19 protein-coding genes are annotated in these 20,661 nt (G+C 62.9%); 9 read left to right on the top strand and 10 right to left on the bottom strand.

Features of this window, described 5'->3' with window-relative positions:
* Window positions 1-244: 244 nt before the first annotated feature.
* Entirely contained in the window at window positions 245-961 is a 717-nt protein-coding gene (locus tag V3587_RS11525) for a hypothetical protein (protein WP_283376520.1), read from the top strand.
* A gap of 88 nt (window positions 962-1,049) precedes the next feature.
* Here the strand turns inward: V3587_RS11525 and V3587_RS11520 are convergent, their stop codons facing one another.
* From V3587_RS11520 to V3587_RS11490, 7 genes are all read right to left on the bottom strand, one after another.
* A complete protein-coding gene (locus V3587_RS11520; RefSeq protein WP_058039314.1) occupies window positions 1,050-1,742 on the bottom strand; it encodes an LpqN/LpqT family lipoprotein in 693 nt (230 codons plus the stop codon).
* A 77-nt stretch (window positions 1,743-1,819) separates the two neighbouring features.
* A complete protein-coding gene (locus V3587_RS11515; protein WP_095970897.1) occupies window positions 1,820-2,692 on the bottom strand; it encodes a biotin-dependent carboxyltransferase family protein in 873 nt (290 codons plus the stop codon).
* 57 nt (window positions 2,693-2,749) lie between these two features.
* Window positions 2,750-3,364, bottom strand: a complete 615-nt coding sequence (gene pxpB, locus V3587_RS11510) for a 5-oxoprolinase subunit PxpB (RefSeq protein WP_124568912.1) — start codon at window positions 3,362-3,364, stop codon at window positions 2,750-2,752.
* The gene (locus V3587_RS11505; protein WP_283376521.1) at window positions 3,361-4,122 is read right to left on the bottom strand and encodes a LamB/YcsF family protein; all 762 of its coding nucleotides are present in this window, start codon (window positions 4,120-4,122) and stop codon (window positions 3,361-3,363) included. Before V3587_RS11505 ends, pxpB begins: the two co-directional genes overlap by 4 nt.
* A 49-nt stretch (window positions 4,123-4,171) precedes the next feature.
* The gene (locus V3587_RS11500) at window positions 4,172-5,053 is read right to left on the bottom strand and encodes a metal ABC transporter permease (RefSeq protein ID WP_003945811.1); all 882 of its coding nucleotides are present in this window, start codon (window positions 5,051-5,053) and stop codon (window positions 4,172-4,174) included.
* The gene (locus tag V3587_RS11495) at window positions 5,050-5,892 is read right to left on the bottom strand and encodes a metal ABC transporter ATP-binding protein (protein WP_214879760.1); all 843 of its coding nucleotides are present in this window, start codon (window positions 5,890-5,892) and stop codon (window positions 5,050-5,052) included. The genes V3587_RS11500 and V3587_RS11495 overlap by 4 nt, the downstream gene beginning before the upstream one ends.
* Window positions 5,893-5,994: 102 nt before the next feature.
* Entirely contained in the window at window positions 5,995-6,945 is a 951-nt protein-coding gene (locus V3587_RS11490; RefSeq protein ID WP_042920537.1) for a metal ABC transporter solute-binding protein, Zn/Mn family, read from the bottom strand.
* Between the two features lie 139 nt (window positions 6,946-7,084).
* On the opposite strand from V3587_RS11490, the gene V3587_RS11485 reads away from it, so the two are divergent.
* On the top strand, window positions 7,085-8,173 hold the full coding sequence (locus V3587_RS11485) for a LacI family DNA-binding transcriptional regulator (RefSeq protein ID WP_095970901.1): 1,089 nt from the start codon (window positions 7,085-7,087) through the stop codon (window positions 8,171-8,173).
* 17 nt (window positions 8,174-8,190) lie between these two features.
* Here the strand turns inward: V3587_RS11485 and otsB are convergent, their stop codons facing one another.
* Complete coding sequence (otsB, locus tag V3587_RS11480; RefSeq protein ID WP_095970902.1) at window positions 8,191-10,731, bottom strand: trehalose-phosphatase; 2,541 nt, start codon at window positions 10,729-10,731, stop codon at window positions 8,191-8,193.
* An 87-nt stretch (window positions 10,732-10,818) separates the two neighbouring features.
* Window positions 10,819-11,457 carry a cholesterol catabolism transcriptional regulator KstR gene (kstR, locus tag V3587_RS11475; RefSeq protein ID WP_003945752.1) on the bottom strand — a complete coding sequence of 213 codons (639 nt, stop codon included), beginning with the start codon at window positions 11,455-11,457 and terminating at the stop codon, window positions 10,819-10,821.
* Window positions 11,458-11,551: 94 nt separating this feature from the next.
* On the opposite strand from kstR, the gene V3587_RS11470 reads away from it, so the two are divergent.
* The 6 genes from V3587_RS11470 to V3587_RS11445 all read left to right on the top strand — a co-directional run bounded on the left by V3587_RS11470 (window position 11,552) and on the right by V3587_RS11445 (window position 18,619).
* Window positions 11,552-13,714, top strand: a complete 2,163-nt coding sequence (locus tag V3587_RS11470) for an acyl-CoA dehydrogenase (RefSeq protein ID WP_283376522.1) — start codon at window positions 11,552-11,554, stop codon at window positions 13,712-13,714.
* 83 nt (window positions 13,715-13,797) lie between these two features.
* A complete protein-coding gene (locus V3587_RS11465) occupies window positions 13,798-14,838 on the top strand; it encodes an acyl-CoA dehydrogenase family protein (protein ID WP_283376523.1) in 1,041 nt (346 codons plus the stop codon).
* Window positions 14,823-15,974 (top strand): acyl-CoA dehydrogenase family protein, encoded by a 1,152-nt coding sequence (locus V3587_RS11460; protein ID WP_166810759.1) that lies wholly within the window; start codon window positions 14,823-14,825, stop codon window positions 15,972-15,974. Before V3587_RS11465 ends, V3587_RS11460 begins: the two co-directional genes overlap by 16 nt.
* A gap of 7 nt (window positions 15,975-15,981) precedes the next feature.
* Window positions 15,982-17,010 (top strand): bifunctional MaoC family dehydratase N-terminal/OB-fold nucleic acid binding domain-containing protein, encoded by a 1,029-nt coding sequence (locus tag V3587_RS11455; RefSeq protein ID WP_283376676.1) that lies wholly within the window; start codon window positions 15,982-15,984, stop codon window positions 17,008-17,010.
* 2 nt (window positions 17,011-17,012) lie between these two features.
* The gene (locus V3587_RS11450) at window positions 17,013-17,453 is read left to right on the top strand and encodes a MaoC family dehydratase (protein WP_095970907.1); all 441 of its coding nucleotides are present in this window, start codon (window positions 17,013-17,015) and stop codon (window positions 17,451-17,453) included.
* The gene (locus tag V3587_RS11445; RefSeq protein ID WP_283376524.1) at window positions 17,450-18,619 is read left to right on the top strand and encodes a lipid-transfer protein; all 1,170 of its coding nucleotides are present in this window, start codon (window positions 17,450-17,452) and stop codon (window positions 18,617-18,619) included. The genes V3587_RS11450 and V3587_RS11445 overlap by 4 nt, the downstream gene beginning before the upstream one ends.
* A gap of 105 nt (window positions 18,620-18,724) precedes the next feature.
* On the opposite strand, the gene V3587_RS11440 is transcribed toward V3587_RS11445, so the two are convergent.
* Entirely contained in the window at window positions 18,725-20,023 is a 1,299-nt protein-coding gene (locus V3587_RS11440; protein WP_283376525.1) for an HNH endonuclease signature motif containing protein, read from the bottom strand.
* Between the two features lie 84 nt (window positions 20,024-20,107).
* Between V3587_RS11440 and V3587_RS11435 the strand changes: the two genes are divergently transcribed.
* Window positions 20,108-20,659 (top strand): GNAT family N-acetyltransferase, encoded by a 552-nt coding sequence (locus V3587_RS11435; protein ID WP_124568904.1) that lies wholly within the window; start codon window positions 20,108-20,110, stop codon window positions 20,657-20,659.
* Window positions 20,660-20,661 lie beyond the last annotated feature (2 nt).

Here is a 20,661-nt window from a genome sequence, read left to right as displayed (position 1 = left end):
GGTAACCATTTAAACCTATCGGACGCTTGCCTATGTGTCAGTTCGGCAGAATTTGCGGAAAAGTCCGAATTGAGAGGACTTTTTCGATGTTGATTGCCTGCTGTTAACTGATTGGCGATCAATTCGGCGAAAAGCTGGGCGAATGTCCAGGTCGACTGTATCGTACTTCGAGAGTCGGGTTGCAACAAGTTCCAGTAATCAACGAATTAGGTTGTCCTGGAACCACTAAGAGCGGAGAATATTCGTGGCAAAGCTTGGATCCAGGAATCGTGGTCTGTCCACCGTCGGAGCTGGCTTGGGGGTGATCGCTCTTGCTGTGGGTGCAAGCGCGCTGGGCGCGGGAGTCGCGACCGCCGAGACCGCAACTTCTGGTGCCTACACATTTACTCGCACCGTGGACAATGCTTCCCCGAAGGTCGGCGACACGATCACCTACACGACCGTTTCGAGCAAGAGCGGGCTCGAAGGGTACGTCAACCGGCTGACCGAGATCCATGCCGGCTGTCTCGAGTTCATGCCGGGCTCGGCAAAGATTTCGAAGGTGATGGGCGGCCTCCCAGGTTTGGGAGGTGCCATCAAGGAAACGGTGGAATCCCCGAATACCTCGCAGTCGACCGCAACCACGAAGGTCTTCACAAGTAGCGGGTGGTACAACAACGGCAAGAACCCGATAACGATGAAGACCAGCTATGTCGTGAAGTGTGATCCGGGTACCTACGGCAGCGGGTTGACTGTCGGCGCGACACTCATGGGTGGCGGGGCCGGAACCAGTGCCAGCTTCCCGGAAATGGGTCCCGCCATCGTGGTGCAGGCAACGGATCCGACCGGCCCAGGTACGGATCCTGGTACTGATCCCGGAACCAACCCCGGCACGAACCCCGGAACCGGTGGCGGAACCGGATCGCTCGGCTCACTGAGCGGTGGCCTGGGTTCCCTCAGCGGCCTGTTCGGCTCGAGTTAGCCGAGAATTGTGAAACGGCGGGCCGAGACTGTCGAAGTCTCGGCCCGCCGCGCTCGTTCGGTGATCAGGTGTTCAAATCTCTAGGCGCTCAGCCGAATTCGATGGAGGTATTGATTTCCTCCACCTGGTTGGAGGTCTGCATGTTCGTCGTGTCGGTGAACTGGTTTGCGAAGCTGACCAGGTAGACCGGCGAGTTGTCGTCGGCTTGGTAAGCAACGACTGTCATGACGGCGTAGAGCGGAACGTCCAGGTTTGGCGCTGTCCAGGTTCCGGAGAGGCGGAACCCCTGCTGTCCGTCGACGTCGATCTCGGTGTACTTCACCTCGGTCCATCCGTCGAGGGTGGCGATGGTTTCACGCGCAGCGGCAAGAACCTCGTCTTTTGTTGCGGTGCCTTGGTTTTCGACCGTCACCGTGGTGTTGGGCATGAAACCGCTGGGTTCCTGGCTGTTGCTGGACAACGCATCCGTAACGCCGGCAGGGATGTTCTCGCCGTGAGTCCAGCTCGGCGGGAGGCTGACGCTGATGCTCGGCGCTTCGGGGTCGTCGCCGGTTTCGATCGTCGTCCGTTCACCGATGAACGGTGTCCCGTCCCGCAAGGTTGGCGTCGCGGCAGCGGCAGACGATGAGGATGCAGAACTTTCGGAAGCAGTGGTCTCACTGGTGTTGGTATCACTGGAGACTGCGTCTCCGCTTTCCGAACTGCTGCATCCGGACAGGACGAGTGCAGCAGTGATCAGTGACGCTATTCCGAGAGCAAGTGTGCTGCTCTTAGGGCTCATAGTGTGACAGTCCTTCAGGTTCTGGCGACGGCCGAGCGCCGCCGGCCGCATAGCTGGCGCGGCTGAGACTATCAGCGCTAGGACGGCCGAGTAGTGGCCTTCAAGGTAATGGTGCTGCCGGGCCGCAACTGTGCCAACGACGCAATCCCCGCGTCGGACACCACGGCGATGACCGGGTATCCGCCGGTCACGGGATGGTCGGCCAGAAACACGACGGGCTGTCCGCCCGGCGGCACCTGGATGGATCCCATCACGACGCCTTCGCTCGGCAGTTCCTCGGTGCGAGAGCGATGCAAAGGCCCCTGCCCCTGCAACCGGACGCCGACTCGGTTGGTGTGTTCGGTGACTTTCCATGTGGTGTGAAGGAGCGCGTGAACGGATGCGGCGGTGAACCAGGAATTTCGGGGGCCGAGCGTGATCTCGATCGGAACTGGGCCGAGCGCAGGTGCCGGCGGTGGAATCAATTCTTCGGTGGGCCACGTCCCTTCTTCGGCCCCGAGGAGGAGTAGATCGCCGGCGGCGAGCGGCGGAGGCCCGAGTCCGGAGAGTGTGTCGGTGGATCTGCTGCCGAGTACCTGTGGGACGTCGACGCCACCGCGTGCAGAGATGTACGTTCTCAACCCGGTTGTGCTGTAACCCAATTCGAGAATGCTGCCACCGCCCAGGTGGATGCTCGCGTAGTCAGGTGCCGGCTGTCCGTCGACGGTCAGCGGCACCCGCGCGCCTGTTGCTGCCACCGTCATCGAACCGACGGCCCGCATAGCGAAACCCCCAGTGGTGACTTCGATGGTTGCTGCTCGAAAAGTGTTGCCTACGAGTCTGTTAGCGCTGTCGTGCGAGACCATGTCGACGGCGCCGGATCTGCCGACCCCGAGGGCGCCGTAGCCCGTCCGCCCGCGGTCCTGCACTGTGGCGAGCGGGCCGGTACGCACTACCTCGAGCCAGGCCATGAATCCATTCTCCTGCAACAGCGCGGTGAAGACACCAAAATCATGCTTGCACCAAAATCATGCACGGACAAAGGTGACTGTGGTGCCGGGTAGAAGCAATGCCGGCGGTCGACGCTCGGCATCCCACACCGACAGTTCCGTCGTTCCGATCAACTGCCAGCCGCCCGGGGAACTGCGCGGGTAGACGCCCGAGAACGGTCCGGCCAACCCGACTGCACCAGCCGGGACCTGCCTGCGCGGGTCCGATCGACGTGGAACCTCGAGCTTTCTCTCGTTGCTGGTCAGATATGCGAAGCCAGGGGCGAAACCGATGAACGCGACGGTCCACGACGCAGCCGTGTGAGCATCGATCACACCGTCGACCCCGAGTCCGGTCAGCTTGCCCACCTCTACGAGATCGGCGCCGTCGTAGCGGACCGGAATCTCGACAGCAGGCCCACTCTCATCTGCTGTGAGTTCGATCGGTACTGCCCCACGGACCCATTTCTCCACGAGTTTGTGTCCGGTGATCGCGTTGTCGTACTCGATCAAGATGGTTCGCGCCGCGGGAATCAGGTCGATCACTCCGGGGATCCGACTGGCGTCGAGAGCCCTGAAGTTGCCCAGCACGCTCGGCAGTTCGTCGTATTCGACGAGGACTGCGGATTCACCGGCTGGCAGGATCGTGATCATGTGAAGGGCGTGATCTCGACGTCGGAGGATTCGAGGAGAGCGCGGATCGCTGCGGCCATGTCGACAGCTGCCGGGCTGTCACCGTGGACGCACACCGATGCTGCGGCAACTTTCACCGTGCTTCCGTCGACTGCGTCCAACTCGCCGTCGACGACCATTCGCCGAACCCGTTCTGCAACCAGCGTCGGGTCGTGCAGCACGGCGCCGGACTCGGTGCGGGGAACCAGGGCGCCTTCCGCCGTGTACGCGCGATCGGCAAAAGCCTCGGCGACGATCTCGAGGCCGGCCTCTCGCGCCTCTTCCAGAAACACCGAACCCGGTAGTCCGAGAACGGGTAGCGAACTGTCGTAGGCGACGACAGCGGCGACGACCGCCCGTGCTTGCCGACGGTGATGGACTATTGCGTTGTAAAGCGCGCCGTGGGGTTTGACGTACGTGACCCGCGATCCGGAGACACGAGCCAAACCGTCGAGCGCCCCTATTTGATAAATGACGTCGGCGGTGAGGTCCTTCGGGGACATGTCGATGAAGCGTCTCCCGAAACCGGCGAGGTCTCGGTAACCCACCTGCGCGCCGATCCGCACGCCGCGGGTGGCTGCGGATTCGCAAGTCGCCAACAGCGTTGTCGGGTCCCCGGCATGGAATCCGCAGGCGATGTTCGCGCTGGTGACAAGTTCGAGCATGGCGTCGTCGTCGCCCAGGGTCCAGGCTCCGAAGCCCTCGCCGAGGTCGCTGTTCAGATCAACGCTGTAGCCCATACCTCGATTCTAGGTACATGAGCTTCGAGATATGCGTGGCTCTCGGTGTTCAGGCGTGCGCCGGAATCCGTCCGGCATTCTTGCGACGTGCGGATCCGAAGAGTCGGCATATCAGGTAGATCACGAACGAGACCGAGGTGACGAAACTCGAGACGGGAACGCCGGGTGCCAGCGAGAGAAGGATGCCGCCGACGGCTGCCAGTTCGGCGAACACGACGGAGAGGATCGTGGCCTTGAGTGGGCTTGCCGTGACGTACGCGGCGGCCGCTGCGGGGGTGATCAGCAGCGACATCACCAGCAGCGCGCCGACGATCTGCACGCCCAGTGCTGCGGTGATGCCGACCAACACGGCGAACACGATCGACAGTGCCCGAACCGGAACACCGCGAGCTGCAGCAACTTCGGGGTCGGTGCTCGCGAACAGCAAAGGGCGGTAGATGAATCCGAGTGTGCCGATCACGATGACCGCGCACAGCAGCAGAAGTTCGAGACCGCTGTTTCCCGGCGCCACGATCTGTCCGACCAGCAGTGAGAAGCTGGTTCCCGTGCGACCGTCGTATGCCCAGAGGAACAACACCGACAGGCCGAGGCCGAAAGCCATGATCACGCCGATCACCGAATCCCGGTCCCGCGCTTTCGCTCCCAGCAGTCCGAACAGCACCGCGGCGACGACCGAACCGACGATGGCACCGAAGCCCACGCCCACACCGACGAGAAGTGCGGCCGATGCGCCGGTCAGTGACAACTCGCTCGTGCCGTGCACCGAGAACGACATCTGACGGCTCACGATGAGCGGACCGATGATGCCTGCCAACAATCCGAGGATGGCACCGGCGATCAACGCCTGTTGGACGAAGTCGTACTGCAGTAGATCGACGGTGGCGGACACGTCGAACATCCGCGACATCGCGTCGGTGAACTTGTTACTCACTGGTGGTGATCCTCATCAGAATGGTGAACGCCTTCTCCCGGGCGTAGTCCGCCGGCGCTGCCGAGTGCGTCGATGGCGTCTCCGGTGCCGATTACGACGAGACGGCCACGAACCTGCAGCACTTCGACGTCGGTGTTGTACAGATCCGAGAGAACCTCGGACGTCATCACTTCGGCCGGCGTCCCGATCCGGAATTTGCCGTCCACCAGATAGAGCACTCGATCCACCAACGGCAGGATCGGATTGATCTCGTGCGTCACGAACAGCACCGCGGTGTCATGGCTGCGCCGACGCTTGTCGATCAGCGTCGAGACCAGGTGCTGGTTGGCGAGATCGAGGCTGAGCAGCGGCTCGTCGCACAGCAGGATCCGCGGGTCGCCGACCAAAGCCTGCGCGATCCGCAGTCGCTGCTGCTCGCCGCCGGACATGGAACCGATAGGAGCGTCGGCAAACGACTGGGCACTGACCTGTGCGATGGCGTCGTCGACGATCTTGCGGCGACGACCCCGACGCAGTAACCCCGTACCCCACTGGTGACCGTCGACGCCGAGGCCGACCAGGTCGCGGCCGCGGAGCGGGAGGCCGTCGTCGATGGATTTCTGCTGCGGGATGTACCCGACGTGTGAATTTCCGGCCCGTGCCGGCGTGCCGACGATCTGTGCGCTACCGCCGCTGAGTTGCAGTTGGCCCAGCAGAATCTTCAGGAGCGAGGTCTTGCCCGACCCGTTCGGTCCGAGTACGGCGATGAACTCACCTGGCTGTACCTCGAGGTCGAGTCCGTCCCAGAGGGTGCGGGCGCCGAAAGACAATCGAGCACCCTTCAGCGTCACAGCGGGCACGGTGTTTCCTGAAGGCACGGTGTTACCCGGAGGCACAGGAGTATTCGCGGAAGTTTCTGTCACAAGCCGATCGGTTCTTCTCGGAAATGGTGGGGCAAATAATTACTGGGCAGAGAGGGCGTTTGCGAGCGACTCCGCGGTCTGCGTCTGCCACTGAATGTAGTCCAGGCCCTCGGGCAGAGTCTCCGTAACCTCGACGACGGGCACTCCGGCGGTTTCGGCTGTGGTGCGCATGTCCTGGGTCACTTTGTCCTGCGTCTGGATGTTGTAGACCAGTGCGCGGGCCTGCTTCTCCGAGAGGAGTTGCCGGGTTGCGGCGATTGCGGCCGGTGACGGATCGTTGCCGTCTTCGATGGCGCTGGTGAACTCCTCGGGAGTTGCGTCCTTCAGTTCAGCTGCGACCAGGAGGTAGTGCGCGATCGGCTCGGTCTGAGCCACCGGTGCGCCCGCGTGGGCAGCGGCGATGGAATCGGTGATCGCTGTGACGCCGGCGAGCTTCTGGCTGTATGCCTTCGCGTTGTCCTCGTAGGTCGCCGCGTTGTCCGGATCGAGAGCGCTCAGCTGATCGGCCACCGAATGTGCGACGGCGTCGACGGTCGGGATGTCGAACCAGACGTGTTCGTTGACTGCGCCGTGGGTGTGACCGTCATGCGATTCGCCCGCGGTTTCGCCGGCGTGGATGCCGCCGTCGAGCAGGTTGTAGGCGTTGACCGTCTTCTGCTCGCCCTTGCCTGCGTCGAGGACGTCGGTGATGAACTGGTCGTAGCCGCCACCGTTGTAGACGACGAGCGATGCGTCGGTGATCTTGGCGGCATCGGCGGGCGTCGCCTCGAACGAGTGCGGGTCCGCGGACGGCTCGTTGATGATCGACGTCACGGTCAGCTTGTCGCCGGCGACGGCCTGCGCGACGTCGCCCCACACGTTCGTCGATGCGACGACGGTGATGCCGTCGTCCTTCGAGGAGGTTGAGCTGCACGCGGTGAGCGCGAATGCTGCGGCGACCGAGACGGCCGCGAGGGCGGTGGCGGTGCGGAATTTCGACGAAGAACGCACGTGCTTTTCTCCTGAACAAAGGCTGGGCTAAATGCTATTGGAAACCGTTACCGTTACACATTAGCGCATAGTCGCTGGTAGTTCACCTTCGGTTCAGCCCCAACGCGCCGTCTGCGGGCACTACGGCTAACGTCCGTTTATGCCCCGGTCCCGTCAGCCACGCCGTCAAGCCACTTTGGCGTCGCTTGCCGCCGAGCTCAATGTGTCGAGAACTACAGTCTCGAACGCGTACAACCGACCCGATCAGCTCTCCGTCGAGCTGCGGGATCGAGTGCTCCAAGCGGCCAAGCGACGCGGATACCCCGGACCTGATCCGGTCGCCCGCTCCTTGCGAACTCGCAAAGCCGGCGCCGTCGGTCTCCTGCTCACCGAAGCGCTCAGTTATTCGTTCCGTGACCCGGCTGCCATGAGCTTCCTGGCCGGTCTCTCGGAATCGTGTGAGGACGCCGGCCAGGGCTTGCTGCTCATCCCGGCCGGGCCTGGACGCGACGAGGTGGATGCTGCAGCCGTGGTCCAGCAGGCGGGTGTCGACGGCTTTGTCGTCTACTCCGTGGCCGACGACGATCCGTATCTCGCTGCCGTGCTCGAGCGTCACATTCCGATCGTCGTGTGCGACCAGCCCCGCGAGATTCCCGGTGCATCCCTCGTGGGCATCGACGACCGCGCTGCCATGCGCAAGGTTGCCGATTACCTCATCGGTCTCGGGCACCGTGACATCGGCGTGCTCTGCATGAGGCTGGGGCGCGACCGGATGGACGGCGTGGTCAGCCAGGAACGACTCAAGTCCCCGCACTTCCACGTCCAGCGTGAGCGGATCGAAGGCGTGCGCGACGCGATGGTGGCGGCCGACATGGACCCACTCTCACTCACGGTGATCGAGCGGTACGTCCACACATCGCAGTCCGGGCACTCGGCGGCGGCGGAAGCACTCGCGACCAACCCTGAGATCACCGCACTGGTCTGCACGACCGACGTGCTGGCTCTCGGCGCCTTGGACTGGGCGCGCTGGCAGGGCATCGATGTACCTGGCCAACTGTCGATCACCGGATTCGACGGCGTCGACGAGGCGCTGCGCGAATCGCTGACAACGGTGCGCCAGCCCCAGGAAGAGAAGGGCCGGCGCGCCGGTGCGCTCCTGATGTCGCCGTCCGGATCCGGCGTTCCGATCGTCGAGATGCTCGACACCGAACTATTGACAGGACGAACATCAGGTCGGATCCGGGTGTAGCCGTCAGGGTGTAGCGCTCACGCCAGGAGTTGGGCGCACCGCAACAATCCCAGATGGCTGTACGCCTGGGGATGGTTGCCCAGCGAGCGTTCCGCGATGGGGTCGTACTCCTCCGCGAGAAGTCCGGTGGGACCTGCCGCCGCGACCAACTGATCGAACAGTGCCTCTGCCTGCAATCGCTGCCCGATCAGCAGGTAGGCCTCGACGAGCCAGGCGGCGCAGAGGTGGAATCCACCTTCGATGCCGGGCAGACCGTCGTCGTGATGGTACCGGTATACCGTTGAGCCGCTGCGTAGTTCAGCCTCGGTGGCTACGACGGTCGCTGCGAAGCGTGGATCCGTCGGATCGATCAGCCCCGACAGTCCGATGTGGAGAGTGGCTGCGTCGAGATCGGTACCGTCGTAGGCCGCGGTGTACGACTGGACGTCGTCCTTCCAGCCCTTGTGGCGCACTTCGTCGGCGATCTGGTCACGCAGTTCCGCCCACTCGGGCAGAGCCTCGCGAGAAAAGCGGGTTGCAAGATCGACAGCGCGGTCGACGGTGACCCAACCCATCACCTTGGAATAGACGTGGTGACGCGGGTTGTCGCGAATCTCCCAGATGCCGTGATCAGGTTCGAACCAGCGTCGCTGCACCGCCTCGACCATGGCGCACACCAGTTCCCAATCGCGGTCGCTCAAAGGATCGGGGGCACCGGCCTTTTCGCGTGCATTCGCCAGTTCGACGATCAACTCGACGATCGGGCCGAACACGTCCAGCTGAACCTGCTGATTCGCGGCGTTTCCGACGCGGACCGGCCTCGAGCCGGCGTATCCGGGAAGCGAATCGATGACGGCCTCGGGCGGTAGCGAAGTTCCGTAGAGCGTGTAGAGGGGGTGCAGGCGCTCGGGTCCCGGCAGCGTTTCGAGTACGCGGTGGACCCAGTCGAGGTAATTCTCGGCTTCGTCGGTGGACCCGACACTCACGAGAGCTGTTGCGGTGAGGGCTGCGTCGCGCAACCAGCAATAGCGGTAGTCCCAGTTACGGACTCCGCCGATCTCTTCCGGCAGGGATGTCGTCGCGGCGGCCATGATGGAACCGGAATCGGCATGAACCAACCCGCGCAAGGTCAGCGCAGAGCGTTTCATCAAGTCCGGCTTCAGCTTCGGGAGTTCGAGCGTCTTGGCCCAATCGGACCAGTAGGCTTCAGAAGTCCCTCGACGTTCGATCTCTGGAACTTCCGAGGGTCCGATTTCTTCTGTTCCGCAACGCAATTCGAGTACGACGTCACCCTTGGACGGTTCGACGATGGCGTGGGCGGTCTGCTGATTTCCGTCGGTGGCGATGTTCCACAGCACGCCGGGGGAGCGGAGCACGTACGGCTCGTTGGTGCCGAGGACACGAATGCCCTCGTCGACGACCTCGAGCGTGACCTGACCCTGGCCGAACTCGGGGCGGGGTGCAAACGAGACGATCGCGTCGGCCTGACCGGAAATGATGCGGGTCAGGTCGGTTCGCCCCTGCGGGACGTCGTGTGGGAGGTAGTCGGTGACGGACAGGCTCGCCCAGCGGGTCTGAACTGTCATCGTGCTGTCGATGTATTTCTGGCTCAGCGGCAAGGCTGTTCGGCGAGGCCCGACCGAGAAGTGGCCGGCCCCGGTTCCGCCGAGAAGGTGCGCGAAGACCGCCGCCGAATCCGGTTCCGGGTGACACAACCAGGTCAGCGTCGCATCCGGGGTCACCAGAGCGACAGTGCGCGGACTCGCGAGCATCGAGAGTCGCTCGATGGGCGGAGCGTCGGCACCGGAAAGCCACGTGCGGCGCTCGTCGAGCAGGAACGCCAGAGCGGCAGCGACATCCTCGGTGCTGTCGACGCGATAGTCGGCGACGGTGTCCCCGCTGCCGACCTTGATTCCGATGTCCGGCCCCTGAAGCCTGCTGAACGCCTTTTCGTCGGTGACGTCGTCCCCGATGAAGACGGCAGCGGTAGCGCCGTCCTGATGGCGAATCAAGTCGAGTGCGTGGCCCTTGTCTGTGGCGATGACCGCCAACTCGACCACCGACTTACCCTCGGTGACCTGAACACCCGGCCAGAGGGCCGATTCGGTGCGAACGGCGATGAGTGCCTTCTCGGCGTCGTCGGCGCTGGTGTTGCGTACGTGCAGGGCGACGCTGGCGGGCTTCTTCTCCACAGTTGCGCCGGGGGTGTCGGCGGCGATTCGGCCCAACTCGGTGACGATCTCGTCGAGCAGTTTCCTGGCGTCCGCGTCGATCGCGTGCACGAATCCGATGTCGAACTCGGAGCCGTGGCTGCCGACCAACTGCACTTCGGCAGGAAGCCGGGACAGTGCAGCCAGATCCTTGAGGGCGCGGCCCGAGATCACGGCCGCCGTCGTCGACGCCAGGCTGGCGAGGGAGCGGAGCGCACGCACCGTTTCCGCGCGGGGATAGGCCTTGTCCGGGTTGGCGACGATGGGGGCCATCGTCCCGTCGTAGTCGGAGGCTACGAGCAGGCGCGGGGTGCGTGCCACGCCCGACAGCGCTCGGCGGAGTTCGATGGACAGATCTTGTGCGCTCACCTCTTCAAATCTAGGTGATGCAGCGACTCCTGGCTCGATACGTTTCTGCCAGATCAGTGCAAAAATGACAGATGCGACAAAGGATGTCTATTCGGGTTTCCGCGTTCCGTCACCGAGCAGCAGTTCAACCGTCAATTCCAGGCGATTGGCGACATCGGTAGCCGAAGAACGTCGCGTGAGCCATGCCACCAAATTGGACAGCCACACATCGGAGATCACGCGCGCGATCGCCAACTGCTCCTCGGTCGGCTCCTCTTCGGTCATCGCCCGTGCGAAGAGTCGGTCCATCAGCTGGCCCACCTGATCGACCTCTGCCGCTGCGGAGGCGTCGGCGAACATGAACGCGCGAGTCATGGCTTCGGTGAGGAGCGGATCGCGCTGCATCGCGCGGGTGATGAGGCTGAGGATCAGCTGCATCCGCTCGAGCGGGCTGGTTCCAGGTGGGATCTTGCCCTTGGAGTCGATCTTCTCGAACTCGCGTGCCAGAGCGGACACCAAAAGGTGAACCTTGGACGGGAAGTAGCGATAGAGCGTTCCGACTGCGACGTCGGCGCGCTCGGCCACGGCGCGCATCTGGACAGCCTCGTAGCCGCCCTTGGACGCCAAGGCGAGTGTTGCGTCGAGAATCCGCTTGCGGCGTTCACGTTGCGCGTTGGAGCTGAGATCGTCGTCCCCGAGCGTTGCAGAAGCAACCGCGTTGGAGCGGGATCGGGATGTTGTGGTCATCGACAAATTCCTTCGCGCCTTGACTCTTGGCCAGGTGTCATATTAGAACACGTTCTAAACAATTGTGTCACTTATCGAGAGGCGGGAACCAGTTGTGACAATCGCCACGACCGATGAACAGCGGGCGGTCCAGGAATCGATAGAGGCCTGGGCGCGCTCGGCCACGCCGATGGACATGGTACGCCGTGGACCAGCAGTTTCGTGGCGGGAGAAATGGTCCGAGTTCGCGTCTCTCGGGATCTTTTCGGTCGCCGTTCCTGAAGCGGTAGGCGGAGCCGGAGCCGAAATCGTCGATCTCGCGGCAATGCTCGAGCAGGCGGCAATCGAACTCGTGCCGGGTCCTGTTCTCACGACTGCGCTGGCCGCTCTGGTGGTGGGGCGTAGTTCGTCGCCCGCTGCCAAACGGTGGTCCGAAACGCTCGCCGACGGTGCGCTGCCGTGTGCCGTCGTATTGGACGAAAGTCCAGTTACGGCAACGGCGAATGCGTCCGGCGGCATCGAGCTTCATGGCGAAGGAGGTTACGCCTGGGGCGCAGATTCGGGTGTATCGGTACTCGTTCCGGCTGGCGTGGTGTCCGGAGTCGACGGCTCGCGTGTTGTCTGGGCTCTCGTCGACGGCGACAGCGAAGGCGTGACCTACGCAGCGGTCGACACCATCGACAAGTCGCGACCACTGGCACGAGTCTCGTTCGACCGCGTGACAGTCGACGCCGACCGAATCCTCGATGACATTGCCCCAGGATCGGTTTCCGATCTCGCGGCGGTGCTGGGGGCTGCCGAAGCGGCCGGAATCGCGGCGTGGAGCCTGCGCACTGCGGTGGAGTACGCGAAGATTCGCGAACAATTCGGAAAGCCCATCGGCTCGTTCCAGGCGATCAAACACATCTGTGCCGAAATGCTGTGTCGCGTAGAGAATGCCGGAGCCGTCGCCTGGGACGCCGCGGTCGCTGCAGAGTCGGGCGACGAACTTCCGATCGCGGCGGCGGTGGCGGCCGCGGTGTCTCTGGACGCCGCTGTCGAGACGGCGAAAGACTGCATTCAAGTGCTCGGCGGCATCGGATTCACGTGGGAGCACGAGGCGCACTTCTACCTTCGTCGAGCACTGTCACTCCGGCAGATTCTGGGCGGATCATCTTTCTGGCGCGCACGCGTCGCGGAATTGACGATCGGTGGCGCACGGCGTCACCTTCAGATCGACTTGAGTGAACTGGAATCCGACCGGTCCGACATTCGCGAAGAGGTAGCGCAACTGGTGGCGCTACCCGAATCCGAACAGCGCAACGCGCTGGCCGAATCCGGCTACCTTGCACCGCACTGGCCGAAGCCGTACGGCCGGGGCGCCAAGGCCGCACAACAGATTTTGATCGAAGAAGAGTTGGCGGCCGTCGGTATCGGCCGACCCGATCTCGTGATCGGCTGGTGGGCCGTTCCCACCATCCTCGAGCACGGCAGTGCGGAGCAGATCGAAAGATTTGCGACTCCGACGCTCAAGGGTGAGATCACCTGGTGCCAGCTCTTCAGTGAACCCGGTGCAGGTTCGGATCTTGCGGCGCTGCGCACGACCGCGGAAAAGGTCGAGGGTGGTTGGAAGCTGAACGGCCAGAAAGTGTGGACTTCGCTTGCGCGTGAGGCGGACTGGGCCATCTGCCTTGCCAGGACCGATCGCGATGTTCCCAAGCACAAGGGCATCACGTACTTCCTTCTCGACATGAAGACGGCTGGGATTCGGATCTCGCCGCTGCGTGAGATAACAGGCGACGCCCTGTTCAACGAAGTCTTCCTCGACGACGTCTTCGTGCCGGACGAGTGTGTCGTCGGCCAACTTGGCGGAGGCTGGAAACTGGCCCGCACGACCCTCGCCAACGAGCGAGTCGCGATGAGCGGAGGGTCTTCGCTCGGCGGTGCGATGGAGGAATTGCTCGAGCTGGCCGGCGATCCCGATCCTGTGGTTGCAGACAAGCTCGGTGGGCTGATCGGAACCGCCATGGTGGGCTCGTTGCTGGAATTGCGTACGACACTGCGGCAGTTGGACGGTCAGGATCCGGGCCCGGCGTCGAGCGTCCGCAAGCTGGTAGGCGTGCGTCAGCGTCAGAATGTCGCAGAGTTCGCCATGGAATTGGGTGGGCCAGCCGGATGGGTGGAGGGTCCGCTCTCGCGTGAGTTCCTCAACACGCGATGCCTGTCGATTGCCGGCGGAACCACGCAGATTCTGTTGACCGTCGCCGCGGAGAGAATTCTGGGCCTGCCCCGTGACTAGACGGCGTGAGTAGAGGCCTTTAGAAATGTCCACGTTGGTGATACAACTAGAACACGTTCTACATCAGAGACAGGATTGTCAGCGTGGACTTCACTCCCGATGAAACCCAGGAAGCGGTAGCCGAGGTGGCTACCGCGCTCCTTGCCCGTGAACTGGAGCCGGACGCGCTCTGGGCGGCATTCGCCGAAGCCGATCTGCTCACGTTGGCATTGCCCGAGCGTCTGGGCGGTGAGGGCCTCTCGGTGACCGACGTCGGTTCCCTCCTCGTCGAGGTCGGCCGGGCCGCTGCACCCATTCCGGCTCTCGCGACCCTGGGCTTCGGCGTACTCCCCATCGTTGCTCTGGGGACCGACGCGCAGCAGGACGAATTGCTCACCGGAGTCAGCGAGGGCCGGGTGTTCACCGCGGCCCTCGGTGAACCGGGGCAGCAGTTCCCGAAGCAGCCGTCGACTACCGCGCAGCAGTCGGGCGACTGGTATCGCGTCAGCGGGACCGTGCTTGCGGTGCCCTTCGCGGCGAGCGCACACAGAATTCTTGTGCCCACCGACGCCGGAGTCGTTCTTGTCGATCCAACTGCCGCCGGCGTCGCACTGACACCGACTCCCAGTGCGTCCGGCAGTCCGGAGTTCGCAGTCACCATGGACGAGGCGGTCGGTGAACTTCTCGGTGCGGGAGAGGAAGCCGTCCAGACGCTGTACCGGATCGCCACGGCGAGTATCGGAGCCGTTGCAGACGGTTTGGTGTCCGGTGCCGTCGATCTCACTGCGGCACATGTCGGCTCGCGCGAGCAATTCGGTAAGCCGCTCGCCACGTTCCAGGCGGTCTCACAGCAGATCGCCGACGCCTATGTCACCTCGCGGACTCTTCACGTCGCGGCGTTGTCGGCGTCCTGGCGCGTGTCGGAGGGCCTGGATGCCCAGTCGGACCTCGACGTCATGGCGTACTGGATCGCCCAGGAAGTACCCGCCACGATGCAGGTGCTTCACCACCTGCACGGCGGTCTGGGCGTCGACGTCACCTATCCGCTTCATCGTTACTACTCGACTGCAAAAGATTTGGCGCGCCTTCTCGGTGGCGCTTCGCAGCGACTCGACCTCGTGGGGGCCCGGTGTTCATCGATCTGACCGACAGTCAGCGCGCATTGCAAGCTGAACTTCGACGCTACTTCTCGACGCTGATCTCGCCCGAGGAGGCCAAGATCATGCGTGTGGAGCGGCATGGCCCTACCTACCGCGAGGTCATCCGTCGCATGGGCAAGGACGGCTGGCTCGGCGTCGGCTGGCCCGTGGAGTACGGCGGACGTGGGTTCGGCGAGGTCGAGCAGCAGATTTTTGTCAACGAGGCTGTGCGGGCGGATGTCCCACTGCCTTCGGTCACTCTGCAGACCGTCGGCCCGACTCTGCAGAAGTACGGCAGCGAGGAGCAGAAGCAGAAATTCCTGCCCGCGATCCTCGCCGGTGAAGTGCATTTCGCGATCGGCTACACCGAACCGGAGGCCGGCACCGACCTTGCAGCGCTGCGTACCTCGGCAGTTCGAAGTGGAGACGAGTACATCGTCAACGGTCAGAAGATCTTCACCACTGGCGGGCATGACGCCGATTACGTGTGGCTCGCCGTGCGAACAGGTTCTGCTGATTCGCGGCACCGCGGCATCTCGATCCTGATCATGGACACCAAAGATCCCGGTTACACCTGGACGCCGATCATCACCTGCGACGGCGCGCATCATGTCAACGCCACCTACTACGAGGATGTTCGCGTTCCGGTGAACATGCTTGTGGGTGAGGAGAATCAGGGTTGGCGCCTGATCACGACGCAGCTCAACCACGAGCGCGTCATGCTCGGCCCGGCAGGTCGTGTCGCAGGGATCTACGACCACGTCTTCGATTGGGCCAAGCGTGAAAACCTGCTCGATCACGTCGACGTACGGCGCGCGCTCGGCGAGATTCACGCGACGTATCGCCTCAACGAACTGCTCAACTGGCAAGTGGCGTCGAGTGATTCGGATTCGGTGGACATCGCCGACGCTTCGGCGACCAAAGTGTTTGCGACCGAACGCATCCAACGAGTCGGTCGACTGGCGGAAGAGATCGTCGGACGGTACGGAAATCCGATCGATCCCGAAACGGCTGATCTCATGGAGTGGCTGGACATGCAGATCAAGCGCAACCTGGTGATCACCTTCGGCGGTGGAGTCAACGAGGTGATGCGCGAATTGATCGCTACCGCCGGCCTGAAGCTTCCCCGCGTTCCGAGATAGGAAACAAATCGTGTCAGATCCCATTCTCACTGCTGCCGAGCGGGTTCGAGAGGACGGGCCGAGCGCTCCTCGCGCCGGCCGGGACCCCGTGAACCTGCCGATGATCCGCAACTGGGTCGAGGCGATCGGTGACGAGAACCCGATCTACGTCGACGAATCGGCCGCCCGCGCTGCCGGGCACGACGGAATAGTCGCACCGCCGGCGATGGCGCAGGTATGGACGATGCGCGGTCTGGGGGCGGTTCGAGAAGCCGACGATCCGTTGGGCCGGATGACGGACATTCTCGACGAGGCCGGATTCACCTCCGTCGTCGCGACCAACTGCGATCAGATCTACCACCGCTACTTGAAACCAGGTGAAGAAGTCACCATCTCCTCGGTGTTGGAAGACGTTGTGGGACCCAAGAAGACAGGTCTCGGCGAAGGATGGTTCTTCACTACCCGCAGCTTCTGGCGGGTCGGCGAAGAATTGGTCTCGGAGATGATGTTCCGGATCTTGAAGTTCGCGCCGCCAGTCAGCGAGTTGCCTTCGACTGACGTCCCTGCTGACCTGGACGCATCGCGGATGCTGCGCCCGACGCCGTCTCTCGACACACAATTCTTCTGGGACGGTGTTGCCGCACACGAGCTGCGTATTCAACTGCGTGCGGATGGTTCGGTGCAGCACCCGCCGGTGCCCGCGATCTGGAAGGACAAGTCGGAGCAGACCGACTACTTGGTCGCGTCCGGACGGGGAACGGTCTTCAGTTTTGTCGTTCACCACGCGCCCAAGGTTCCTGGTCGGTCGTTGCCGTTCGTCGTGGCCCTGGTCGAACTGCCCGAGGGTGTGCGGATGCTCGGCGAATTGCGCGGTGTCGATCCCTCGAGTGTGTCGATCGGAATGGAGGTGGAGGCGATCTACCTCGACTTCCCCGGAGACGACGAGACCGGGGGAACTCCCTGGACCTTGTACGCGTGGCAGCCGGTTGATGTGTCTGATGTGTCTGCTGTGTCTGGGGCTTCTGCGGTTTCAGCGGTTTCTGCGGTGAAGGAGTGACGATGACTTTGACGACGGATATCACTGTGGGAGAAATTCTTCCGCAGCTCTCGATCTACGGCGACCCGACGTTTGTGGTCTCGGCAGCGCTCGCTACCCGCGACTTTCAAGATGTTCACCACGACCGTGATCTCGCACAGAAACGCGGCTCGAAAGACATTTTCGTCAACATCCTCACGGATACCGGCCTGGTGCAGCGATTCGTGACCGACTGGGCCGGACCGCGGGCAGTACTCACGTCGATCAAGCTCCGCCTCGGGGTCCCCTGGTACGCCTACGACACTTTGACGCTCTCCGGAACTGTGACCTCCTACGACGAGGATCTCGTTTCGCTCGCGGTGGTCGGCAAGAACAGTCTGGGAGATCACATCACCGCGCAGGTCACACTGGCATTTCCGGCGTCGGGTTCGAATGGAGACATTGAAAACGGAGACATTGAATGAGCGCACTGTCCGGCAAGGCCGCGATCGTCGGAATCGGAGCCACGGATTTCTCGAAGGACTCCGGTCGCAGTGAACTGCGACTGGCCGCCGAGGCTGTTCAAGCCGCGTTGGACGACGCCGGTCTGACACCCGCAGACGTTGACGGTCTTACCTCGTTCACCATGGACACCAACACCGAAGTCGCAATAGCTCGTTCGGTGGGTATCCCGAACCTCAAGTTCTTCAGTCGTATTCACTACGGTGGCGGGGCCGCTGCGGCGACGATTCAGCAAGCGGCCATGGCGGTCGCCACTGGCGTCGCAGACGTCGTCGTCGCATACCGCGCGTTCAACGAGCGATCGGGTGCGCGTTTCGGGCAGGTGAACTCCGGCCTCGTGGCGCAGGTCAATTCGTCGGGGACGGACAACGCCTTCTCCTATCCTCACGGATTGGGTACTCCCGCATCGTTTGTCGCGATGGTCGCGCAGCGGTACATGCACGTATACGGAGCGTCCAGCGAGGACTTCGGTCGAATCGCCGTCGCGGACCGTAAGCACGCAGCGACCAATCCGAAGGCGTTCTTCTACGGAAAACCGATCACCCTCGAGGACCATCAGAACTCGCGATTCATCGCCGAACCTTTGCATCTCCTCGATTGCTGCCAGGAATCCGACGGAGGCATCGCCATCGTCGTCACCTCGGCAGAACGAGCCAAAGATCTGAAGAACACCCCTGCCGTTATCGCTGCGGCCGCACAGGGCAGTGGGGCAGATCAATACATCATGACCAGCTATTACCGTGACGGTCTGACCGGCCTACCGGAGATGGGCCTTGTCGGCGATCAACTCTGGTCACAAAGTGGGCTGCGCCCGTCGGACATGCAGACGGCGATCTTCTACGACCACTTCACGCCCTATGTTCTGATGCAGCTCGAGGAACTCGGTTTCTGCGGTAGGGGAGAGGCCAAGGACTTCATTGCCGGTGGCGCAATCGAACTCGGCGGCAAGCTTCCGATCAACACCCACGGTGGACAGCTCGGCGAGGCATACATCCACGGGATGAACGGTATAGCCGAGGGAGTTCGGCAGATCCGCGGTACTTCGGTCAACCAGGTCGACTCCGTCGAGAATGTACTGGTGACTGCGGGCACGGGAGTTCCGACATCGGGGCTTGTGCTGACTCGCTGATTGATCGAGGGCGCAGCTCCGTCCCGCGTCACGGCCTGTTGGCACCGCATCGGAGGATCTCTTCGATGCGGTGCTCGGCTATGTTCTGTTGTGCCCGAGTTATTCTCAGGTTTTGAAGGTGGTGTTCGCCGGCCTGGGGTGCTGCTGCGGGTCGATCGAGGTCGGTGGGATGAACCAGGGTTTGTTGTCGACCCCGATCCGGATCTCCCACTTCCCGACGAACCCGGATTTTCGGTGCATCAACCGGTGATGCGAACGGCACAGCAAGACCAGGTTGTTCATCACCGTCGGACCACCGTTCGCCCAGTGCCGAATATGGTGCGCATCCGTCCACGCCGGAACACACGTACAGCCGGGGAACGCGCAGCCTTGATCTCTCGCGATCAACGCCACTCTCTGTTCGGCGGTGACCAACCGCTTTCCGGGTTTCGCATCGAGCGGCGCGCCGTGATCATCGAGTAGGACAGTGGACAGGAAACAGTCGCACCCGAGAAGCCTGGTCTGTGACACCGACAGTGGTCCCAGCCAGGGCATGTGCCCCACATCGAGATCCGACACAGATTCCCCGTCATCGGAGGGTGCCTCGGCGCAATCGCGGTGCTCGGCGAGATCCCGGGCATTGATGTGTAAGTTCACGTGCGGCCGTTGCCCACCATCCATACCGGTCTTCGCGCAGTCCAGATAGCGGCGGATCAGTTCGGTGAACCCGTCCGCGGTCCGCTTCGCCGCGGACCGGGCATCCGGGGTTCCATCGGGTGCCGGGGTGGGCATCGTCAGGTTCGACAGGGCGGAGAGCAGCATTTCGCCGGTGAGGGCATCGAAATCCCCTCGCACCACCACCCGACCATTCAAAGTCGAGGCGATGCGGAGTTCGTTGCGGTCGATGTCTTCGGCGGGTGGAATTTCATCGGATTCGAAGATTCGCTCCAACGTCGCGATGACGTTCCGCACCTTCGTGGTCGTTGCTTCCACTCCCGAGGCGGCAGCGAGCAGCAGGTCGATACAGCGAGGCATCGCTTCGTCCGGCATTCCCTTCGGTGGTGACTCGCAGAACGCCACGATCGACGCGGCGTGCTCGAACGAACAATCCCCGCAATCGAACCGAGTCGCCACTGCTGGAAACGGCCGCAGCGCCGCACCGAGGGCGGCGATCTTCTTCCCGTCCCGGACCTGCAGCATCGTGTTCGCCGCCAACCACGCACCCACCCCGCGGCTGGCGATCACCTGATCATCCGGGCGCAACGACAGCTCGTCCACCACCGCCACCCGCACAGCCTCGAGACGCAGAATCTCCGCGCTCGCCGACACCGCAGCAGCACGCAACTCAGAAGCCGACAACTGCCACAGACGTCCGCGTAAACCCACCGCAGAACCAGACACCACATCCGATGACAGAACATTCATTGAATCCCCCGATCCCCACCCCCAACAATACTCGAACACCAGTTCGAGTCAATATGCTTTTCGCCGTTAATTTACGATCGCTGGATGTTCACGTTGACTACCGAACGCCTCGTCCTTCGAGACTTCACACTCGGGGATGAAGATGCCGTCCATCAGTACGCCTCCGACCCCGTCGTCTGTAGATATGTGGATTGGGGTCCGAACACCCTGGCAGTGACCAGGGAATTCCTGGCCGACGCGACATTGGAAGCCGCGGGCGTCGAGCGTCGATCATTCACCCTGGCGATCACGTCGAAGGTCGACGGAACGGTCATCGGTTCGGTAGCTGTGTGGGAAGTATCCGCCGCGCACCGGCGGGCGGAACTAGGTTTTGTCGTGAACCCGAAGTTCCAGGGGCAGGGTTATGCGTCCGAAGCGGGGAGCGCGGTTCTGGAACTCGCGTTTGCTCGACTCGGAGCGCAACGCGTGCAGGCAACGTGTCGTCCGGAGAACTCGGCGTCGGCATCGGTACTCACCAAAATCGGAATGGTGGAGGAGGGGCGGATGAGGGCGCACATGGTTATCCGGGGGACTGTGGTGGATTCGTTGCTTTTCGCCGCTGTTCAGCCAGAGATCGCCTCAGCTGACTTTGCGTGACC

Source organism: Rhodococcus sp. IEGM 1306 (assembly GCF_036541985.1).
GTDB lineage: Bacteria > Actinomycetota > Actinomycetes > Mycobacteriales > Mycobacteriaceae > Rhodococcus_F > Rhodococcus_F qingshengii.
This window is presented reverse-complemented; position numbering and strand designations above follow the sequence as displayed.

Excerpts from the sequence above, each read along its gene's own strand:
- V3587_RS11450 (WP_095970907.1), top strand. The coding sequence starts at position 17,013 with ATGACTTTGACGACGGATATCACTGTGGGAGAAATTCTTCCGCAGCTC.
- V3587_RS11515 (WP_095970897.1), bottom strand. The coding sequence starts at position 2,692 with ATGGCCTGGCTCGAGGTAGTGCGTACCGGCCCGCTCGCCACAGTGCAG.
- V3587_RS11485 (WP_095970901.1), top strand. The coding sequence starts at position 7,085 with ATGCCCCGGTCCCGTCAGCCACGCCGTCAAGCCACTTTGGCGTCGCTT.
- V3587_RS11520 (WP_058039314.1), bottom strand. The coding sequence starts at position 1,742 with ATGAGCCCTAAGAGCAGCACACTTGCTCTCGGAATAGCGTCACTGATC.
- V3587_RS11505 (WP_283376521.1), bottom strand. The coding sequence starts at position 4,122 with ATGGGCTACAGCGTTGATCTGAACAGCGACCTCGGCGAGGGCTTCGGA.
- V3587_RS11445 (WP_283376524.1), top strand. The coding sequence starts at position 17,450 with ATGAGCGCACTGTCCGGCAAGGCCGCGATCGTCGGAATCGGAGCCACG.
- pxpB (WP_124568912.1), bottom strand. The coding sequence starts at position 3,364 with ATGATCACGATCCTGCCAGCCGGTGAATCCGCAGTCCTCGTCGAATAC.
- V3587_RS11440 (WP_283376525.1), bottom strand. The coding sequence starts at position 20,023 with ATGAATGTTCTGTCATCGGATGTGGTGTCTGGTTCTGCGGTGGGTTTA.
- V3587_RS11435 (WP_124568904.1), top strand. The coding sequence starts at position 20,108 with ATGTTCACGTTGACTACCGAACGCCTCGTCCTTCGAGACTTCACACTC.
- kstR (WP_003945752.1), bottom strand. The coding sequence starts at position 11,457 with ATGACCACAACATCCCGATCCCGCTCCAACGCGGTTGCTTCTGCAACG.